At 58.8% G+C, this 18565-nt stretch carries 14 protein-coding genes; 10 read left to right on the top strand and 4 right to left on the bottom strand.

The features are described 5' to 3' along the window. Positions 1–96: 96 nt before the first annotated feature. Entirely contained in the window at positions 97–1902 is a 1806-nt protein-coding gene (gene purH / locus AC1EKG_RS02525; RefSeq protein ID WP_004805595.1) for a bifunctional phosphoribosylaminoimidazolecarboxamide formyltransferase/IMP cyclohydrolase, read from the top strand. A gap of 11 nt (positions 1903–1913) precedes the next feature. Beyond that, on the top strand, positions 1914–2231 hold the full coding sequence (locus AC1EKG_RS02530; RefSeq protein ID WP_004805597.1) for a hypothetical protein: 318 nt from the start codon (positions 1914–1916) through the stop codon (positions 2229–2231). Here the strand turns inward: AC1EKG_RS02530 and AC1EKG_RS02535 are convergent. Continuing rightward, positions 2224–4272, bottom strand: a complete 2049-nt coding sequence (locus AC1EKG_RS02535) for an NAD(+) synthase (RefSeq protein WP_004805599.1) — start codon at positions 4270–4272, stop codon at positions 2224–2226. The two genes, AC1EKG_RS02530 and AC1EKG_RS02535, sit on opposite strands and share 8 nt — an antisense overlap. A gap of 55 nt (positions 4273–4327) precedes the next feature. Then, entirely contained in the window at positions 4328–4897 is a 570-nt protein-coding gene (locus AC1EKG_RS02540) for a TetR/AcrR family transcriptional regulator (RefSeq protein WP_176744644.1), read from the bottom strand. A 196-nt stretch (positions 4898–5093) separates the two neighbouring features. On the opposite strand from AC1EKG_RS02540, the gene AC1EKG_RS02545 reads away from it, so the two are divergent. The 7 genes from AC1EKG_RS02545 (at position 5094) to AC1EKG_RS02575 (ending at position 14185) form a co-directional block, all read left to right on the top strand. Next, on the top strand, positions 5094–9491 hold the full coding sequence (locus tag AC1EKG_RS02545) for an acyl-CoA dehydratase activase-related protein (RefSeq protein WP_004805603.1): 4398 nt from the start codon (positions 5094–5096) through the stop codon (positions 9489–9491). Positions 9492–9570: 79 nt separating this feature from the next. Then, positions 9571–9942: a GntR family transcriptional regulator gene (locus AC1EKG_RS02550; RefSeq protein WP_004805606.1), complete on the top strand. Its 372-nt coding sequence runs from the start codon at positions 9571–9573 to the stop codon at positions 9940–9942. Further along, the gene (locus AC1EKG_RS02555; protein WP_004805608.1) at positions 9939–10868 is read left to right on the top strand and encodes an ATP-binding cassette domain-containing protein; all 930 of its coding nucleotides are present in this window, start codon (positions 9939–9941) and stop codon (positions 10866–10868) included. Before AC1EKG_RS02550 ends, AC1EKG_RS02555 begins: the two co-directional genes overlap by 4 nt. Beyond that, entirely contained in the window at positions 10858–11577 is a 720-nt protein-coding gene (locus AC1EKG_RS02560) for a hypothetical protein (protein WP_004805610.1), read from the top strand. Before AC1EKG_RS02555 ends, AC1EKG_RS02560 begins: the two co-directional genes overlap by 11 nt. Before the next feature lie 113 nt (positions 11578–11690). After that, a complete protein-coding gene (locus AC1EKG_RS02565; protein ID WP_004805611.1) occupies positions 11691–11963 on the top strand; it encodes a hypothetical protein in 273 nt (90 codons plus the stop codon). A 66-nt stretch (positions 11964–12029) separates the two neighbouring features. After that, the gene (locus AC1EKG_RS02570) at positions 12030–12941 is read left to right on the top strand and encodes an ABC transporter ATP-binding protein (protein ID WP_004805614.1); all 912 of its coding nucleotides are present in this window, start codon (positions 12030–12032) and stop codon (positions 12939–12941) included. Then, positions 12938–14185, top strand: coding sequence for an ABC transporter permease (locus tag AC1EKG_RS02575; RefSeq protein ID WP_004805615.1), 1248 nt, complete (start codon positions 12938–12940; stop codon positions 14183–14185). The genes AC1EKG_RS02570 and AC1EKG_RS02575 overlap by 4 nt, the downstream gene beginning before the upstream one ends. 72 nt (positions 14186–14257) lie before the next feature. Here AC1EKG_RS02575 and AC1EKG_RS02580 read toward each other — a convergent pair whose 3' ends face one another. Beyond that, complete coding sequence (locus tag AC1EKG_RS02580) at positions 14258–15445, bottom strand: acetate/propionate family kinase (protein ID WP_004805618.1); 1188 nt, start codon at positions 15443–15445, stop codon at positions 14258–14260. Positions 15446–15474: 29 nt separating this feature from the next. After that, positions 15475–16992, bottom strand: a complete 1518-nt coding sequence (gene pta, locus AC1EKG_RS02585) for a phosphate acetyltransferase (RefSeq protein WP_051004218.1) — start codon at positions 16990–16992, stop codon at positions 15475–15477. Between the two features lie 205 nt (positions 16993–17197). Here pta and AC1EKG_RS02590 point away from each other — a divergent pair, with 205 nt between their 5' ends. Continuing rightward, positions 17198–18553, top strand: a complete 1356-nt coding sequence (locus tag AC1EKG_RS02590; RefSeq protein ID WP_481067720.1) for an MFS transporter — start codon at positions 17198–17200, stop codon at positions 18551–18553. Positions 18554–18565: the final 12 nt, after the last annotated feature.

Consider the following 18565-nt stretch of genomic DNA (forward strand, 5'->3'; position numbering starts at 1 on the left):
GCATGCTCGGTGTATCCGATTATGGCCCACTACATTCGTTATAGCTAAACTGTAGATGCTCATAAATAAATCGCGGCGATCCGGAAAGGAATCAGCGTGGCCACCCAACCTACCCCGACTAAAGGTGAAGCAAAAGTTCCGATCAAGAGGGCTCTAATCAGTGTCTACGACAAGAGCGGACTTGAAGATTTGGTTGGTGCGCTAAGCGCTGCGGGGGTGCAGATCGTTTCGACGGGCTCCACTGCTAAGCGTATTGCCGCTGCCGGAGCAAAAGTTACCGAGGTAAGCGAAATTACCGAATTCCCCGAGTGTCTGAACGGGCGGGTCAAGACTTTGCACCCGCGCATCCATGCGGGCATCCTGGCCGACCGCCGCCGGGAGGACCACTGCGCTGAACTGGACCAGTTAGGCGTGGAAGCGTTTGACCTGGTTATTTGCAACCTCTACCCCTTCACTGAGACAGTGCAGTCCGGGGCAGATTTTGATGCGTGCATCGAGCAGATCGACATCGGCGGTCCCTCAATGGTGCGCGCGGCTGCGAAGAACCACGCCTCGGTTGCCATCATTACTGATCCGTCCCGTTACGAGGACGTAGTGCAGGCCGTCCAAGAGGGCGGTTTTACCGGTAGGCAGCGCCGAGAGCTAGCAGCCGATGCCTTCGCCCACACTGCCGCCTACGACGTGGCAGTGTCCCAATGGTTCGACGAACAGCTGCTGGATGAAGATTTCGAGGGCACCTCCGAATCCGACTACGAAGATTCCGGAGTCCGCGACTCCTCGGCACTACCCGAGCTGCTGGAACCGCTCTACGTGAAAGCCGCAGACCTGCGCTACGGCGAAAACCCGCATCAGGAAGCCGCCCTCTACGTCGAGGCCGAAGCTGAAGACATCGAGGCCATCTTCGGCGCGGACGAGGACGAACTGGTAGACGAAGAAGAACTGAGCGGCCCGGAATCTACTCCGGCCCCCGGCATTGCCAATGCGCTCACCTTGGGCGGCAAGCCGATGAGCTACAACAACTACTCCGATGCAGACGCGGCTCTGCGTGCCGCCTACGATCACCCGGATGCTCCCTGCGTCGCGGTGGTAAAGCACGCCAACCCCTGTGGCATCGCGGTAGGCAAGGACGTGGCAGAGGCACACCGGAAGGCCCACGCATGTGACCCGGTTTCCGCTTATGGCGGCGTCATCGCCGTGAATCGCCCCGTCACCCTAGAACTGGCCAAGCAGATAAAACCGATCTTCACCGAGGTCGTCCTGGCTCCGTCCTTCGAAGAGGACGCGCTCGAACTACTGCGCACCAAGAAGAACCTGCGCATCCTGCAGGTCACCCCTCCAGAGCGGGGTGCAACTGAAATCAAGCAGATCACCGGCGGTCTGCTAGTTCAGGCCCGCGATGACGTGGATGCAAAGGGTGACCGGGCAGAAGACTGGGAACTGGCGGCAGGCGAGGCAGCCGACGAAGCCACCCTGGCCGACCTCGAATTCGCATGGCGTACCATCCGGGCGGTCCGCTCGAATGCGGTGCTGCTAGCCAAGGACGGTGCCACCGTCGGCGTTGGCATGGGGCAGGTAAACCGCGTCGACTCCGCAAAGCTCGCCATTGAACGAGCCAACACTTTGGGCGCCCGCTCCACCGGCGACGCCGCCAAGGTAGACAGTGCGGGCGGCGCCCGCGCAGACGAAGTACTGGCAGAAAAACCAGAAGAACGCGCTCGCGGATCGGTAGCCGCCTCTGACGCCTTCTTCCCGTTTGCCGACGGACTGCAGGTGCTAATCGACGCCGGCGTCAAAGCCGTCGTCCAGCCGGGCGGCTCCATCCGCGACGGCGAGGTAATCGAAGCAGCCAAGGCTGCCGGCATCACCATGTACTTCACCGGTACAAGGCACTTCGCACACTGAGGAAACTAGATTTGAGGCACGCAGCACGAAGCCGAGTTCGAACGGATCCAACCCCGCTCGAACCGGCCCACCGCACGTCCTCGTTCGTGATCCTAGGACTGGTCATTGCCGCCATTATCGCGGTGGTAGCAATGGCCCTCCTAGGACACGTGCTGCTGGCAGTTCGCATACTGGCTGGAGTGTGCGCAATAGGTGCGTTCTACCGCGGGATTTTCCCAGGGAGGTCCCGCTGGTTCGCCGCTAAGCGCGCCTGGGTAGACGTAGCGGTGCTTACCGTCTTCGCAGTGGGGCTGTGGCTACTAGCCCCATACGTTGAACTAGTTATATAGCCTCGCGCACCCACTGCAGGTCTGCTAGCCACGCCTGTGCGCTAGCATCTGAAGGCATCCGCCAATCCCCGCGCGGGCTCAGCGAACCACCTCCCATCACCTTCGGACCATTGGGCACACACGACCGCTTGAACTGATTCGCAAAGAAGCGTTTGATGAACAGCTCCTCCCAATCCAGGATGGTCTGCAAGTCGTACTGGCGCCGCTCCTCATTCGGGTAACCGGCAGGAAACTCGCCGCGCTCGCGGTCTGCCCACGCATTCCAACTCATGAAAGCCACCTTCGCGGGCAAGTAACCGCGCTTTGTCAGGTAGTACAGGTTGAAATCCTGCAGTTCGTACGGGCCGATCTTTGCCTGGGTCGACTGGATCTGTTCGCCCTCTTTGGCAGGGACTAATTCGGGGCTGATCTCGGTATTTAGAATCGAATCAAGTACCTTCGCCGCATCGGCACCGAAGATATCCTGCGCGATTACCCACCTAATGACGTGTTGGATCATGGTCTTAGGCAGTCCCGAGTTAATCACGTAGTGCGACATCTGGTCGCCTACGCCATAAGTGCACCATCCCAGTGCCAGTTCCGACATGTCGCCAGTGCCCAGCACAATGCCGCCCCGCTGGTTGGCAATGCGGAATAAGAAATCTGTGCGCAGGCCGGCCTGAACGTTTTCGAAGGTCACGTCGTAGACCTCTTCGCCGGCCCCGGCGGGGTGGCCCATGGCCTTCAACATTCCCAGTGCGGTTGGCCTAATGTCTAGTTCCTCGAAAGTAACTCCCAGCGCCTTCCCTAGCGCGTAGGCGTTTGACTTGGTGTGATCCGAAGTGGCAAAGCCGGGCATGGTGAACGCAAGGATATCGGTGCGAGGGCGGCCCACAAGGTCCATGGCCCGTGCGGCCACGATCAGTGCGTGCGTAGAATCCAAGCCGCCAGAAACGCCGATGACGATCTTTGGTGAGCCAATTGATTCCATTCGGCGCACGAGGGCGGAAACCTGGATGTTATAGGCCTCGAAACAATCCTGGTCGAGCTGCTCCGGATCATCCGGAACGAACGGGAACCTATCTAGAGTCCGCTCCAGCGGAATTGTCTGCTGGGGGTCAAAGCCGAAAGTCCATTCGACTAGGACTGGTTCGAAGGCATCAAGCATGGGGGTGGCAGCGCGGCAGTCGTCGTAGCTAGACTGACGCATCCGAGCCGCAGCGAACCGGTCTAGATCGACATCGGCGAACGTGAGTACGTCCTCGCGGCTAAAGCGGGGGCCGCTGGCTAGTTGCGTTCCGGCCTCGTAAATCATGGTTTGCCCATCCCAGGCTAAGTCCGTAGAAGATTCGCCTAGGCCAGCGGCGGCGTAAACGTAGGCAACTTGGGCGCGGGCAGATTGGGAGGCTACCATCAACTCGCGATCTTTTGCCCGGCCCACGGTGATGGGGCTGCCAGACAGATTAGCTATCACGGTGGCGCCGCTGAGCGCGTCATAAGTAGAAGGTGGAAGAGGTACCCACACGTCCTCGCACACTTCGGGGGACACGGTAAAGCCAATGACGTCCAGGCAGTCGTAATGCACCCTGCCGAAGGGCACCAGGTCGTCCGCGATCTGCACGATTCCGTCCCCGCCCGCGCGGGCTCCTTCGGCAAAGTAGCGCTTCTCGTAGAACTCGCCGTAGGAGGCCAAATACATCTTTGGGGTGGCGGCAAGAATGCGTCCCCGCTGGATGCCCACGCAGCAGTTGTAAACCCGCCCTTCATAAAGCAGTGGTGCACCTACCAGCAGCAGCGCGCCCAGGTCGCGGGTTTTAGTGGCAATGGTTTCGAGGGCGGCGTCGACCTCGTCTAGAAGGCTTACCTGGTGGAACAGGTCGTCGAGCGCGTAGCCACTAACGCACAGCTCTGGGAACACCACCAGCGCGGCCCCGCCCTGGCAGGCCTTTTTGGCCATCTGCACTATCTGTTCGGCGTTTCGGGCCGGATCGGCCGCCCAGATTCTGGAAGTAACTGCGCACACTCGCGCGAATCCGTGGTTGTAAAGGTTGTTGAACTGCATGGAAATGTTGCTCACTACTCCATTTTGCCTAAGGAATGCTGGTGCTCGCACGTTTTCACGCACGGTGGCGCAAAGTTGTGCCTACTCCCGCAGCTACCAGGGCGCGTAATACCGGTTGTAGAATCTCCATCAGGTCCTCGCGTTTTATCGAGGCGATGGGTTCCATCTTTACTACGTAGCGCAGCAGGATTAGGCCGGCGCCGTAAGCGCCTACCACCTGCGCTATTAGCGCACCGTCACGCCCCGCGAACTCCTTGATCACGGGCACGATCTCGGTGGCAAAGTAATTGCGGAAGATGCGCTGGGTTTCCTCGTCGGTGACCAGCGCCGAAAAGAGGGCGGACAAGGTGCCGGCGGTGGCCGCTTGTTCCCATGCCTCTAGTGCCAGTTTCGATAGGTGCCTGCCCAGGTCTGCAGACTGCTGGCTAAGAATGTCGTGGATGATGCGGGCGGGGTCAGCGGGCAATGCCATGGCTTCGCGAAAAAGTCGTTGCTTGGTGCCGAAGTAGTAGTTGATCAGTCCGGGGTCGACTTCCGCCTCGGCAGCAATTTTGCGGACGGTCGCTTCCTGGTAGTGGTAGCGGACGAAGATCTTGTGGGCGGCGGCAAGAATGTCGGCGCGCACTTGCCCCCGAGGATGCTTTGGGCCGCGTTTTCCGCAGGGGGAGGGTTCGTAATTTAATTTCTTTGCCGTCATTGTGCTCCATCTCCTAAAATTGCTGTCATTGCAGGTGAGGCGCGTTAGCTTCGGACTAATTTCAACGTGGTGGAAATTACTTCGGAATCAGTTTAGTCTGCGAGAAGCACCAAAGGGGGAGCGAATGAGCAAGTTGGTTCGGGTGGGCGTCGACGTTGGATCCACTACTGTGAAGGCAGTTGTGCTAGACGAGGACGGCAAGCGGCTGTTTGCCGACTACCGCAGGCACAATGCTGACGTGCGCAACGAACTAGTGCGGTTGCTGGAAGACATCACTACTGATCTGCCGGGAGTCTCCGCACAGTTAGCGGTTACGGGTTCGGGCGGGTTAAGCGTTGCCGAAGCCATGAATGTTCCCTTCGTGCAAGAGGTCATTGCCGAAACTGAGGCAACGCGCCTAAACCATCCCGAAACAGACGTGATCATCGAACTTGGGGGCGAGGACGCCAAGCTCACCTACTTGCACCCCACCCCTGAACAGCGAATGAATGGCACGTGTGCGGGCGGAACGGGCGCGTTCATCGACCAGATGGCAACGCTCCTTGGAACTGACGCGGCGGGGCTGAACGAACTGGCCGGAGCCGCCAAAACTGAATATCCAATCGCTTCTAGGTGCGGGGTGTTTGCAAAAACTGATTTGCAGCCACTGCTCAATCAGGGCGCTGCCCATGCTGACCTGGCAGCCTCGGTGTTCACCGCGGTAGCCACGCAGACTATTGCTGGTCTTGCCTGCGGGCGGCCGATCCGGGGGCGCGTCATGATGCTGGGCGGCCCGCTGCACTTCATGCCTAACCTGCGTGAGGCCTACCGCAAGCTCTTGCCCGACGTGGAAGAATTCACTACTCCCGAGGACGCGCAGCTTTACGTGGCGCTCGGCTCTGCCCTGCTGGCAGCCGGAGGGCCCGCCAACCGCAACGTGGCATTGCCAGAGCCGCTCACTGATCTGATCGACCGACTAAAGAGCGCCCCGGTGGGCGGCGAGTCCGCCCTCATGCGGCCCCTGTTCAAAGACGAGGCAGAGCGGGCGGAATTTGTTGACCGCCACGGCCGTGAACGGATTGAATCTATCCCGACTGAGCAGGCTACGGGACGCTGCTGGCTGGGGATCGATGCCGGTTCAACCACGATTAAAGCTGTTGTGATCGATTCTTTAGATCGCATTGTTTTTACCCACTACGCCTCCAACGAGGGCGACCCGGTCAAAGCTGGAGTGCAGATCGTGCGCAACGTGCGAGCAGCACTGCCTGAAGGAACCGTTATTGGGCGGGCCTGCTCCACGGGGTATGGCGAAGGACTGGTGAAGACCGCGCTCACTTTGGAAGAGGGCGAGGTCGAAACGATGGCGCACTTCAAGGCCGCCAACTACATCAACCCGGGAGTCACCTCGGTGGTGGACATCGGCGGCCAGGACATGAAATTCGTGAAGATTCGCGACGGGGTAGTGGATTCCATCTCGGTAAATGAGGCGTGCTCATCGGGGTGTGGCTCTTTCCTGCAGACCTTTGCAGCCACGATGGGCAAGGACGTGCGCGAATTTGCCGCTGCCGCAGTGGCCTCTAAGGCCCCGGTTGACCTGGGCACACGCTGCACCGTGTTTATGAATTCCTCGGTGAAGCAGGCCCAAAAAGAGGGCGCTGACGTGGGCGCCATTGCAGCCGGGCTGTCCTATTCGGTAGTGCGCAACGCGCTGTACAAAGTCATCAAGTTGAAGGACGCCGACGACCTCGGCCCCAAGGTGGTAGTGCAGGGAGGAACCTTCCTAAACGATGCCGTGCTGCGCGCCTTCGAACTGCTGACTGGGCGGGAAGTAATTCGCCCAAACATCGCCGGCCTCATGGGAGCTTACGGCGCCGCCCTCATTGCTAAAGAACACGATACCGGGCAGGGCGAATCCACTCTGGCGCAAGTGCGCGATCTGGAAGATTTTCAGGTCACTACTACCCGCAAGACCTGTCGGCTTTGCCAAAACCACTGCAACATGACCATCTCTACTTTCTCGAATGGGGAAAGGCACGTTTCGGGTAACCGGTGTGAGCGCGGTGCGTCCTTAGAAAAGCGCCCGAAGAAATCCGATCTGCCGAATCTGTATGAGTGGAAGTACAAGCGAATATTTGGCTACCGCCGTCTGACCGAGAAGAAGGCGCACCGCGGCGATATTGGGATTCCCCGAGTACTAGGCATGTACGAGGACTACCCGCTGTGGTTTACCATCCTTACGTCGCTGGGGTTCAGAGTCATGATTTCGGGCCGGTCGAGCCACGACATGTTTGAGCGGGGCATGGATTCCATCCCGTCTGAAAACGTTTGCTACCCGGCCAAATTGACCCACGGGCACATCGAACAGCTGCTCTCTAAGGGCATCAAGACGATCTTTTACCCCTGCGTCAACTACACCTCAGTGAAGGGCGATAGGGCAGACAACTCTTTCAACTGTCCCGTGGTGGCCACCTACCCGGAGGTGCTGCGCGGCAATATGGAGTCCCTTGAAGAGGACGGGGTGCGCTTCATAAGCCCGTTCGTAAATTTGCGTGACCCCGCCAAGGTGGAGCAGATGCTGGTCGACACGTTCGCGGATTGGAACGTGACTCTGGCCGAAGCGAAGGCGGCAGTGGCCGCTGGTTTCGAAGAGCTTGAGGCGGTGCGCGAGGAGGTGCGCAACAAGGGGGCAGAGACCCTGGAGTGGATGCGGGAGCACTCGGTGCGCGGCATCGTCTTGGCGGGCCGGCCCTACCACCTGGACCCAGAGATTAACCACGGTATTCCCGAGGTTATTAACGGTCTAGGCATGGCTGTGCTGACCGAGGATTCGGTTGCTGACGCTCGGCTAGAACGTCCCCTTCGGGTGGTCGACCAATGGTCCTATCACTCTCGTCTATACGAGGCCGGTGCGCGCGTCGGAGATGAGCCTGACCTGCAGCTCGTGCAGCTAACCAGCTTTGGGTGTGGGTTGGATGCGATCACCTCAGAACAGGTCCAAGAGATCCTGGAAGGACGCGGTGACGTATACACCCAGCTGAAGATCGATGAGGTCTCGAACCTGGGCGCCGCGAAGATCCGCTTGCGGTCGCTAGATGCCGCTTCGAAGGAGCGGGCAGACAGGTCGGCCTCGGTAGAGACTTTCCACCACAAGAAGGCCGGGCATGTGCACCAGAACGCGGTGTTCACAAAAGAGATGCGCGAAGCGGGCTACCAGATTCTGGTACCCCAGATGGCGCCGATCCAGTTCCGTCTAGCCGAACCGGTACTGCAGCGCGCAGGGCTGAATGTGAAACTGTTGGAACATACTGACACGGACACTATCGAGACCGGCCTCAAGTACGTGAACAACGACTCGTGCTATCCGGCAATGGTGGTCATTGGCCAGCTTATTGACCAGTTTGTTTCCGGCAAAGTGGATCCGGACAAGACCGTGGTGGCCATCTCGCAGACAGGGGGTATGTGTAGGGCCACCAACTATGCTGCGCTGCTGCGCAAGGGGCTGCGCGATGCAGGATTCGCACAGGTACCCGTGCTCGCCGCCTCGCTGCAAGAGGTCGAAACCCACCCGGGCTTCGAACTGGGCAAGAAGACCCTGCACCGGGTTATTCAGGCGATCACCTTGGGTGATGCCATCCAGAAGATGCTGCTACGCGTGCGTCCTTACGAGAAGCGCCCCGGCAGTGCCATGGAACTGTACCGCCACTGGGATAAATTAGCCCGCCAATGGTTCGCCACTTCGCGGGCAGATGGGTTGGGCAAATGCTCTTTCCGAAAGCTAGTGAGCGAGTGCGTGCGGGCCTTCGACAATCTGCCTTTGGCCGACATTCCGCGCAAACCCAGGGTGGGGATTGTTGGCGAGATCTTGGTGAAGTTCCACCCGGATGCTAACAACCATGCGGTGCGCGTGATCGAGGACGAAGGGTGCGAGGCCGTGCTGCCTGGCTTGCTGCAGTTCTTTGAGTACGCCGCCGCTGACTACGATTGGAAGCGCCAGGTGATGGGCGATTCTCTGAAGAGTACCTGGGGTAAGCAGTTGGCGCTCAAGGTGCTTGCGCTCTATCAGGCACCGGTTCGGAAAGCCTTTGCACGCACGGGTGGAAAATTTAGCGCTCCCACGCCAATTATGCAGATGGCAGCCCGCTCAACCGATATTGCTTCCAAGGGGAATCAAGCAGGTGAGGGCTGGTACCTAGTTTCTGAAATGGTCGACATGATCGAACACGGATGCCCGAACATCATCTGTGTACAGCCTTTCGCATGCCTTCCCAACCACGTCGTAGGCAAGGGCATGTTTAGGCCGCTGCGCAAACGCTACCCGGAGGCAAACTTGGTGGGGATCGATTATGACCCGGGTGCATCTGCGGTCAATCAGCTAAACCGCATCAAGCTGATGATCGCGGCGGCGCATATGGCTGACGGCTCCCTGGACTTTTCCGGGGTGCCACAAGACGAGGTACCGGCAGCGCCTTCCTGCGGTGCATGCGCCGGAGGCGCGCCGAGGCGGGGGCCGGTCGCCCTAGGAATGCCCAAGGTTCGCAGCTAAAACATACACAGGTGTTGACACCCTCCTGGTTGTATGGTTCATTAGTTAAGTAATGAACCGATAGGCAGGAGGGGTGAGGTTGAAGAGCTTTAGTGGCCCTGGCCCTATCTACCGGCAGATTGCGGATTCCATCAAAGATCAGATAGTTGCGCGCACCCTAACTGACGGGGACAAGCTGATGTCCACGACCGAGTATGCTGCCACCTACCGCATCAACCCGGCCACTGCTCAAAAGGCATTTGCCGAACTGACACGACAGGGGCTAGTCGAAAAGCGGCGGGGCATAGGCATGTTTGTTGCCAGTGGGGCTTACAAGAAGCTAGTGGGCAACCTTCGCACCGGTTATAAGGACGAGGTGCTGCTTCCTGCCCTTGAGCGAGGACGCAAGCTGGGATATTCCGATTCGCAATTGCTGGATCTTATCCGCACCTACTTGGGAGGCGAGAAATGACAGACAGCGTAGGCGCGACCTGCACGGGTCTGGGAAAGAAGTATAGAAGGGGCGATCCAGCCCTAACCGATGTCGACTTGCAGATCCATGCCGGAGAGATAACCGGTTTGCTGGGCCGAAACGGTTCTGGAAAAACAACACTTATGCGACTGCTCGGGGGCGAACTTTTCCCGTCCTCCGGGAAAGTACAGATAGATGGTCACCCCGCACATTCGCCCTCGGCGTGCGCAAACACCTGTCTAGTAGCAGATGGCGGGAACTGGGATAAGGGCACATCGGGGCGCATTCTAGTAGAGGTCGCCAGCCTGCGTCCGAGTTGGTCTGGCGCCCTATTTGAAGAATTGCTCGATTACTTCAGGATCGACGTGCCGCGCATTATTGGGCGGGCTTCAAAAGGCATGCAGTCCACGTTCGCCCTCTGCCTGGCGCTAGCGAGCGGGGCAGAACTTACCCTGCTGGACGAAATCCACCTAGGAATGGATCAGCCCACACGCGAAAAGATGTACGAGCAAATCGTTCGATTGAACGGCCAAACTGGACGCGGCTTCGTGCTGTCTTCACACCTTATATCGGAAATCGAGCAGGTGATAGGGCAAGTGGTTGTTCTGGAGCGGGGCCAGGTTCGCTTCGCTGGGGAAGTCGATGCCTTGCTGGACTCCTTCACTGAATTGCTAGGCCCTCGCGAAGCCGTGATGAAACTGCAAGAGGCGGGAATTCGGCTGCTAGAGCGCCAGCAGCAGGGCTCACTACTGAAGGCTACCGTAGACGGAGCGTTGCCAGAATCGTTGCGGCGCTACTGCGAGCAGGCAGGTATTCAGATGGAAGGTCTCGATCTGGCGCAAACTTTCCGGGTGCTAACCGAGGACAAGAGCAGGCCTGCAACACCAACTGAGCCGGCCTTGGGGGAGGAACACGATGCGAAATAGTATTCAGCTAGGTAACGCCCTAATGAAGCGGCGCGTGTCAGCTAAATTTTTGGCATGGCGAATCGGTGGGGCGGTGTTCTTCATCGTTCTGTGTCTGGTAATTGGTTTGCTGTCCCGCAGCATTGGCAAGTTGGAAGGATTCCCAACCTTTCTTATTGGGGGTGCCTCTTTTGCGGGAGTCATGATCGTGATTAGCGACGCCGTAGCTGTTGGCGAAAACGCGCAGCGGGCTTGGTCTATAGCTGGCGTATCCGGTTCGCAGGCGGGAAGAGCCACGCTCTGGATAAACCTCGTGGACACCCTAGCAATGACTGTAATGTGGACCATTTTTGTAGTGCTATATAGGCTGGCGCTTCCAGGGGCGGCGATCAGCGCTCTGCGGCTCTCCCTCAATGGTCAGCCGCTGCTGAGCGAACCTTTGCCCATACCGGTGTGCGGACTAATCATGCTCACATTCACGCTGATGTGCACCCAGCAGATCGCAATGTGCCTGATCTTCGGAAGAAGATCAAAGATTGCCTCCGGAGTGGCTGCCGTCCTAATTGCGTACGCCATAAGCCACTTTCTTGCCATGCTCGTCGGTTTATATTTCTCGGATGCGGGCTCCATGATTGGAGCTGGTTGGGGAGGCATCATTGTCTCGGCGGCATTTGCAGTGCTCGCCGCGCTTGCGTTCGGGATAAAGCAAGTAGCCCGCCCTCGAGTGTAGTTTCTTCCTTCTGCGCAGCTAGCCAGCGCGAAGTGTTGCTGGACCAATTTATGCGTGAAAACATAAAAGCGCATACATGTGTGAATTAGGTCAAGTTGCGTAGAAGGAAAGAAATGAGTTTTGAGAACAATAATTATGGGTTTGCGGTAGGAAAACACTGGGTGCAAGTAATTGGAAAAAATAAGTCATCCAAACCAACGTGGACCATACTGGTAGACGAAGAAGTAAAAGATACCAAAGAGGGAAGCGGCGAACTTCAACTGACAACGAAGCTCGACGGGCAAGTTCTGTCAGCCACGATAGAGCCGGCCCAAATGGGGGCTGTCGCAGCGGAAGTGAAGCTGGGGGACAAGGTGGTAAAGTCCTTCGACGGCTATCTGCTATAGCTTTCCGTTCTCGCTGCAAGGGCAGGGCGGGAGCGAACATTCCCTCATCATTATTTAAGGAAAGAAATGAACGATCTGGAGTTTTCCCATCTGTCGAAAACTTTCGGCCGTATCAAAGCCCTAGAGAACGTTAGCTTCACCGTTGCTGAGGGTGAACTATTCGGTTTCGTCGGCGCGAACGGTGCAGGTAAGACGACAACGATGCGGATTGCCATGGGCATCATTGACCCGGACCAGGGGCAGGTGTGCCTAGGCGGGAAACCGCTCACTCAGAAGGCGCGAACGCGGATAGGCTACATGCCAGAGGAGCGAGGGCTGTACCCGAAGATGAAGGTCGCCCCACAGCTGGAATATCTAGCCCGCTTGCACGGCATGAATTCCGCCGACGCTCGCGCAGCACAGCAGAAGTGGACGGAAAGGCTGGGAGTTGGCTCCCGTCGCGGCGACGAGGTCGAAAAACTCTCGTTGGGTAACCAGCAGCGGGTGCAGCTTGCTTCCGCCCTGCTATTCAACCCCCGAGCGCTGATCCTGGACGAGCCTTTCTCGGGCCTAGACCCCGTTGCGGTGGACGCGATGAGCCAAGCGATGCGCGAATACGCTGCCAGTGGCGTGCCTGTACTGTTCTCCTCGCACCAATTGGACCTGGTAGAACGCGTCTGTGACCGAATTGGCATCATCTCCTCAGGCAGGTTAGTGGCCACGGGAACCGTAGCGGAGCTGCGAGCCACCGCAGATCCGGCAACCAAGGTGCAGGCAAGCCCCGAGGCTTGGGCGGCAGCCAAGGAAGCCGGCGCCGGGCTGGAAATTACCGACCTGGATGGGGGCGGCACAATCAAGTTCACCGATCCCGCGCAGAAGCAACGGGTGTTGCGCGCCGCCCTCGCCGCCGGAGACGTGTACGGCTTCGCCGATGAGGTGCCCCCGCTAGCCGAGATTTTCCGCGACACTGTTTCTAAGAACCAGGAGGCCGACAAGTGAACCAGGTATGGCAGATCGCCAAACGCGAGATCATTCAGCGCGGCCTCAATAAGGCAACACTGGCAACGACCATCATCATGGCGCTAGTGCTGGGCGTGGGCGGAATTATTGCCGGCAACCTCCTTTCCTCAGAGAGCGAGCCAGACACGATTGCGGTTACTGCGGACACCCAGCAGATGGGAACCGCGCTGAAAGCCGTATCCAAGCAGATGCAAGAAGCCGGCGTTGGCGCGATGACTGACGATGCCGTAACCAAGCGGGTAGCCAGCAACGAGGAAGCCAAAAAGTTGGTGCAAAAGGGCGACGTCGACTACGCCATCGTGAAGGCCGGCGAAGAAACACAGCTGCTTTCGGATGGTCCCGCCCCGATGTCTCTATCCACCACGGTCAGGCAGATAGCCTCCTCGGCCGCCCTCACGAAATACATCCAAGATGTTGGCGGCAATGTTCAGGAACTGAACAAGCAGGTAAATGACGTTAAGTTCAAGGCCGTGAACGTGTCGCCAAAGGACGAAAAGGATAAGGGCTCTGACGACTTCCAGCTCAATGACATGGCCAACTACATCATCTCGCTAGTGGCGCTACTGCTCATGTTCATGATCATCATGACCGCGGGACAAGTAGTCGCCCTCGGCGTAGTAGAAGAGAAGTCTTCGCGAATTGTTGAAGTGTTGCTCGGTGCTGTCAGCCCAACCAGACTCCTTCTTGGAAAGGTGCTGGGAGTGGCAATCATGGCGCTTGCGCAACTGGCCATTATGGGCCTCGGCGCCTTCATTGGCGGGCGAGCCCTGGTGCAGGCGTTGGACATGCACGTTGACGCGGCTGGTATTTCCGGCTGGGTGCTGGTGTGGATGGTACTGGGCTTTTGCACCTACATCTTCCTGTACGCGGGCGTGGGAGCAATGGTCACCCGCACAGAAGACATGGGTACTGCGCTCATGCCGCTGGTGTTCTTGCAGATGGTGATCCTCTACGTTGCGCTGTTCGTAGCTATGAGAAACCCCGTCTCGTCAATCGTGCGCGTGCTCTCCTTCATTCCGGGAGCAAGCTGCTACGCAATGCCCGTGCGAATTGCCTGGTCAGTGGCTCCCACCTGGGAAATCCTAGTGGCTGTGGCCCTGAACCTCCTGGCATTGCCTCTGCTCATCTGGCTAGGCGGCCGAGCATACCGCCGCGGCGTCATGAACACCGGCGGCAAATTGTCCTTCCGACAGGCCTTCGGACGCACTGTGGAAAAGGCCTAAGCGGCATTAACTAAAGAACCGGCCTCCCTACTTCCAATGCGGAAGTGAGGAGGCCGGACTTGTTAGAAGTGGTTACTTCTGGGCGATCTGCATTACCTGCTGCGCAATGGACAGTTCCTCGTTGGTGGGAACAACCATGACGGTGATCTTGGAGTTCGGGGTCGAGATGGTGCGCGGTTCGTCGCCGCGGATCTTGTTGACCTCTTCATCCAGTTCGATGCCCATGAATGCCAGGCGTTCGCACAGTTCCCGGCGAATATCCACGTCGTTCTCGCCAACACCGGCGGTGAACGCAATAACGTCCAGGCCACCCATGACGGCGTAGTAACGGCCGACGTAGGACACTAGGCGGTGCAGGTACACGTCGAGGGCGGCGCGGGCCTTTTCGTTGCCCTCGTCAGCCAGATCGCGCACGGTGCGCATGTCGTTGTCGCCGCACAGGCCGAGCAGGCCGGACTTCTTGTTGAACAGGGTGTCCAGCTCGTCGATGCTCATGTTGGCCTGACGGGCCAGGTGGAAGACAACCGCCGGGTCGATGTCGCCAGTACGGGTGCCCATTACCAGGCCCTCTAGGGGAGTGAGGCCCATAGAGGTGTCAACGGCCTCACCATTTACAACTGCCGAGGCCGAAGCGCCGTTGCCCAGGTGAAGGACAATCTGCTTCAGATCGGAGCGGTCAAGCAGCTCGGCGACGCGGCCCGAGACGAAGCGGTGGGAGGTGCCGTGGGCACCGTAACGACGTACCTCGTACTTCTCGGCGACTTCCTGGTCGATGGCGTAAGTGGAAGCCTCGGCCGGAAGAGTCTGGAAGAACGCGGTGTCGAAAACTGCTACGTGGGGTACGTCCGGCAGCAGCTTCTTGGCTACGTCGATGCCGGATAGGTGAGCCGGGTTGTGCAGCGGAGCGAGCGGGCACAGCTCCTCGATCTTCTGGCGAACTTCGTCAGTGATCAGAGCTGGGCCGTCGAAGTACTTGCCGCCCTGCACGACGCGGTGGCCGACGCCGATCACGTTGGATTCGGCGATGGAGGGGCCAACCTCGTCAAACAGACGCAGAATTTCGGAAAGGCCGGCGCCGTGGTCGGCGATGGGCTCGTTTACCTCGGTGGTCTTGCCCTGGTATTTGTGGGCAATGTGGCCTTCCTTTTCGCCAATTCGCTCGCACAGGCCTTTGGCATGTACTTCGCCGGTGTCCGGATCTAGCAGCTGGTATTTGATCGAGGACGAACCGGAGTTAATTACTAGAACAGTGCGTGCCATTAAGCACTTCTCCTTTTTTAGAAATTAGCTTACTTTTCCTGCGCCTGAATGGCGGTTAGGACGATGGTGTTGACAATGTCGTCAACGGTGGCCCCGCGCGAGAGGTCGTTGACTGGCTTCTTCATGCCCTGCAGCACCGGCCCAATAGCGGTAGCGCCGGCGGTGCGCTGAACTGCCTTGTAGGTGCAGTTACCCTGGTCGAGGTTGACGAACACGAAGACGTTGGCCTGGCCCGCAACGGGGGAGCCGGGACGCTTCTTGGCAGCGACGGTGGGATCAAAGGCCGCGTCGAACTGGAGCGGGCCGTCCACTACTAGTTCGGGGTGGGTTTCCTTGATCTTTGCCATTGCTTCCTTGACCTTGTCGACGGTCGGGCCCTTGCCCGAATCGCCGGTGGAGTAGGAGATGAGGGCGACCTTCGGGTCCATGCCGAAGCTCTTGGCAGTGTCAGCAGAGGCGGCAGCAATGTCGACCAGCTGATCCGAGGTCGGATCGATGGTCACTGCGCAGTCGGCGTACAGCTGGACGCGATCTTCGAGCAGGACGAAGAAAGACCCGGACACGGTAGAAGTGCCGGGCTTGGTCTTGATGATCTGCAGTGCGGGACGGATGGTCTCGGCAGTGGTGTGGACGGCGCCGGAAACCATGCCGTCGGCCTCGCCAGCAGCGATCATTAGGGTGCCGAAGTAGGAAACGTCGGCCAGCATGGACTTAGCCTTCTCTAGGTCGACGCCCTTGTGCTTGCGGGCTTCGTACAGGATCTGGGCGTAGCGGTCAATGCGCTCCGGGTCCTTGGGGGAAACGATCTGGGCGGCCGAGATGTCCAGGCCTTCCTTTTCTGCGGCAGCCTTGATTTCGGCCTCTTCGCCGAGCAGCACTAGGTTAGCGGTGCCCATTTCGAGGACGTTAGCGGCGGCCTGCAGCACTCGCAGGTCGTCAGGCTCGGGCAGAACGATGGTGCGCAGTTCGCTCTTGGCCTGCTTGATGAACCCGGCTTTGAAAGCACCGGGGGTGACAACGCCGGAACCGGAGGCCTTGGTGAGGCCGGCCAGTTCTTCTGCCAACTCGTCGCTGATCTGCTCGTCAGCGGAGGTGAAGACCTTTACGCCCTCTACGGAGGCCTCTCCGCCAATGACGAGGACGGCGGACACAGCGGCGTGTGCGTCCTCGACAACCTTGGTGGCGGCTGCGATGGCCTGGTCGGCGTTAGCGGCCTCGTTCACTACCAGCAGAACGGTTGCTGAATCGTCAGCAGCTACTCCTGCCTGGACGCCAAGAAGGGAAAGGCCTGCGACCGGCGCGGCAACAGAGCCGTCGACAACCAGGGCATCCTGCAGTGCAGGGGTGGCCTTTGCGCGCAGCGCGGTTGCCTGCGTGTACCACTCGCCCTCGGCGTAGGGGCGGGCGGGGGTGGACTGTAGTTTCTGAGCGATCTTGTCAGCGATGGGGCTGACGGAGTAAGACGTGTCAACTGGTAGCACGTGGATCCGAGTCATGAACTTCTCCTCGTAGAGATTAGCTTCCAAGGTAACTGTAACTGTTTGCATAGGAGCCGGGAAAAATATGTGACGCGCCTTTGGTCACTTATTTTTCCTAATGTTTGCTTAAAATATGTGGCTTTTGCGGATTGATTAGGTAATCTAATTGTATTGACAAAGTGTTTTAGGAGCGGCAGTGCCCGACAAAGTTAGTTTGGTACACCACATACAGGACCTTAAAGAGTCCGTCCCAAAGCTGGGCAGACCCAAGGTAGTGGCACAGTTTGTGCTGGTCATGCTTACTGTGGGATGGATTATTGCGACCCTTGGCGCCTCTTTGCCGTTACTGGAACACATGAAAATAGCGGGTATATCAGTATTTGAGCGAGCAGCCTTGGTAGCGGTTGCCTTTCTAGCGGCCGCCCCCGGACTCTTCCTTGCCCAGCATCTAGACGAAATGAGTAAATCTTCGCGGCTCCTTACTACTGTCGCGATGGCTTTCGCAGCCGGGGCACTAGTGGCGGCCGCCTTTACCTCCGCCTTCCCTCTGCTGGGGGCAGCCGCGGTGGTAGGGGGAATGTCTTGCGGGGTCGCTGTCAGCTCCGGCGGCAAATATATACGTCAACTCATGCCTTCCCGGTTGCGCGGTCGGTTCTATGTAATAGGAGACCTGGCACTTATGTCCGGGATCCTGCTAGGACTCTCACTAACTGCAACCTGGGCTTGGCTGTACGAACTCGAAACGATCTCACTTCCCAGCTATCTGTCGGGCCCTGCCCTCCTATTCCTCCTTCCTACTATTCCCGCGCTCGCGGCTGCCTGGCTGACCTGGCGAAGCCCCGAATCTCCTGTGCTGCTGCTTCGGCAGGGACGCGAGGAAGAAGCGATGGTCGCCCTCGTTCGTATCCGCACCGGGCAGGCAGCTAGGATCGCGCGCGAATATGGCCGCATGCAGATCTTGGCTTCCGTCACCGACGACACGATTGGGCGGCGCAAGGCGCAGTATTCCTCTCCTAGGCAAAAGATCATGACGAGGTCGGCAATCGCCGCCGCGATCGGGCTACATTCGACCGGGGTGAGCATCATCTTCCTCTTTGGAATTGTGATTTGCTCTTGGACGGGCGCATCCATGACCGTGTCAGTCATTGTGGGAATGGCGGCGGTAGCCTGCGCCCTGTTCGGGTTGATCGCCAGGGTTTACGGTTTCTTGCCCCCGGCATTTTCGTTCATGACCTCCCGCCGGTCTTCACTGCTGGTGGGGGGTGGCACCTCGGCGCTTTGTCTAGCTGGACTGGCAGCTACTTTTTTCCTTGTGGTGCCGCACGCGGCCGGAGCGTGGACGCTGGTCGCAGCCATCTTCTTGATCCATGCCCTAACCGTGATCATGGTTATGTTCCCAGCCGCCAATTCGTTGACGAGGGCGCATACGCCCGGGCCGGTGCGCACTCGCGCTAACGCCGCTTCGCTGGTGGTGGCGGGCGTGTCCATGGCGTTGTTCTTGCTGGTTGCAGACCGCTTGGGGGCTGCGGGCGCGTTCTTGGCTATGGCCTTGGTCGACTGCGGGGCGACTTTGCTCGTGGCGCGGGTTGTGCCCCTACCTCCGTGGCTTCCTTCTAAGACGGCACATTAGTAAAGGTAGACT

Source organism: Winkia sp. C0117E2 (assembly GCF_056590455.1).

Bases quoted from the DNA above. Each gene is read 5' to 3' on its own strand.
- AC1EKG_RS02545 (WP_004805603.1), top strand. From the start codon at position 5,094: ATGAGCAAGTTGGTTCGGGTGGGCGTCGACGTTGGATCCACTACTGTG.
- pta (WP_051004218.1), bottom strand. From the start codon at position 16,992: ATGCAAACAGTTACAGTTACCTTGGAAGCTAATCTCTACGAGGAGAAG.
- AC1EKG_RS02580 (WP_004805618.1), bottom strand. From the start codon at position 15,445: ATGGCACGCACTGTTCTAGTAATTAACTCCGGTTCGTCCTCGATCAAA.
- AC1EKG_RS02535 (WP_004805599.1), bottom strand. From the start codon at position 4,272: ATGCAGTTCAACAACCTTTACAACCACGGATTCGCGCGAGTGTGCGCA.
- AC1EKG_RS02560 (WP_004805610.1), top strand. From the start codon at position 10,858: ATGCGAAATAGTATTCAGCTAGGTAACGCCCTAATGAAGCGGCGCGTG.
- AC1EKG_RS02570 (WP_004805614.1), top strand. From the start codon at position 12,030: ATGAACGATCTGGAGTTTTCCCATCTGTCGAAAACTTTCGGCCGTATC.
- AC1EKG_RS02555 (WP_004805608.1), top strand. From the start codon at position 9,939: ATGACAGACAGCGTAGGCGCGACCTGCACGGGTCTGGGAAAGAAGTAT.
- AC1EKG_RS02565 (WP_004805611.1), top strand. From the start codon at position 11,691: ATGAGTTTTGAGAACAATAATTATGGGTTTGCGGTAGGAAAACACTGG.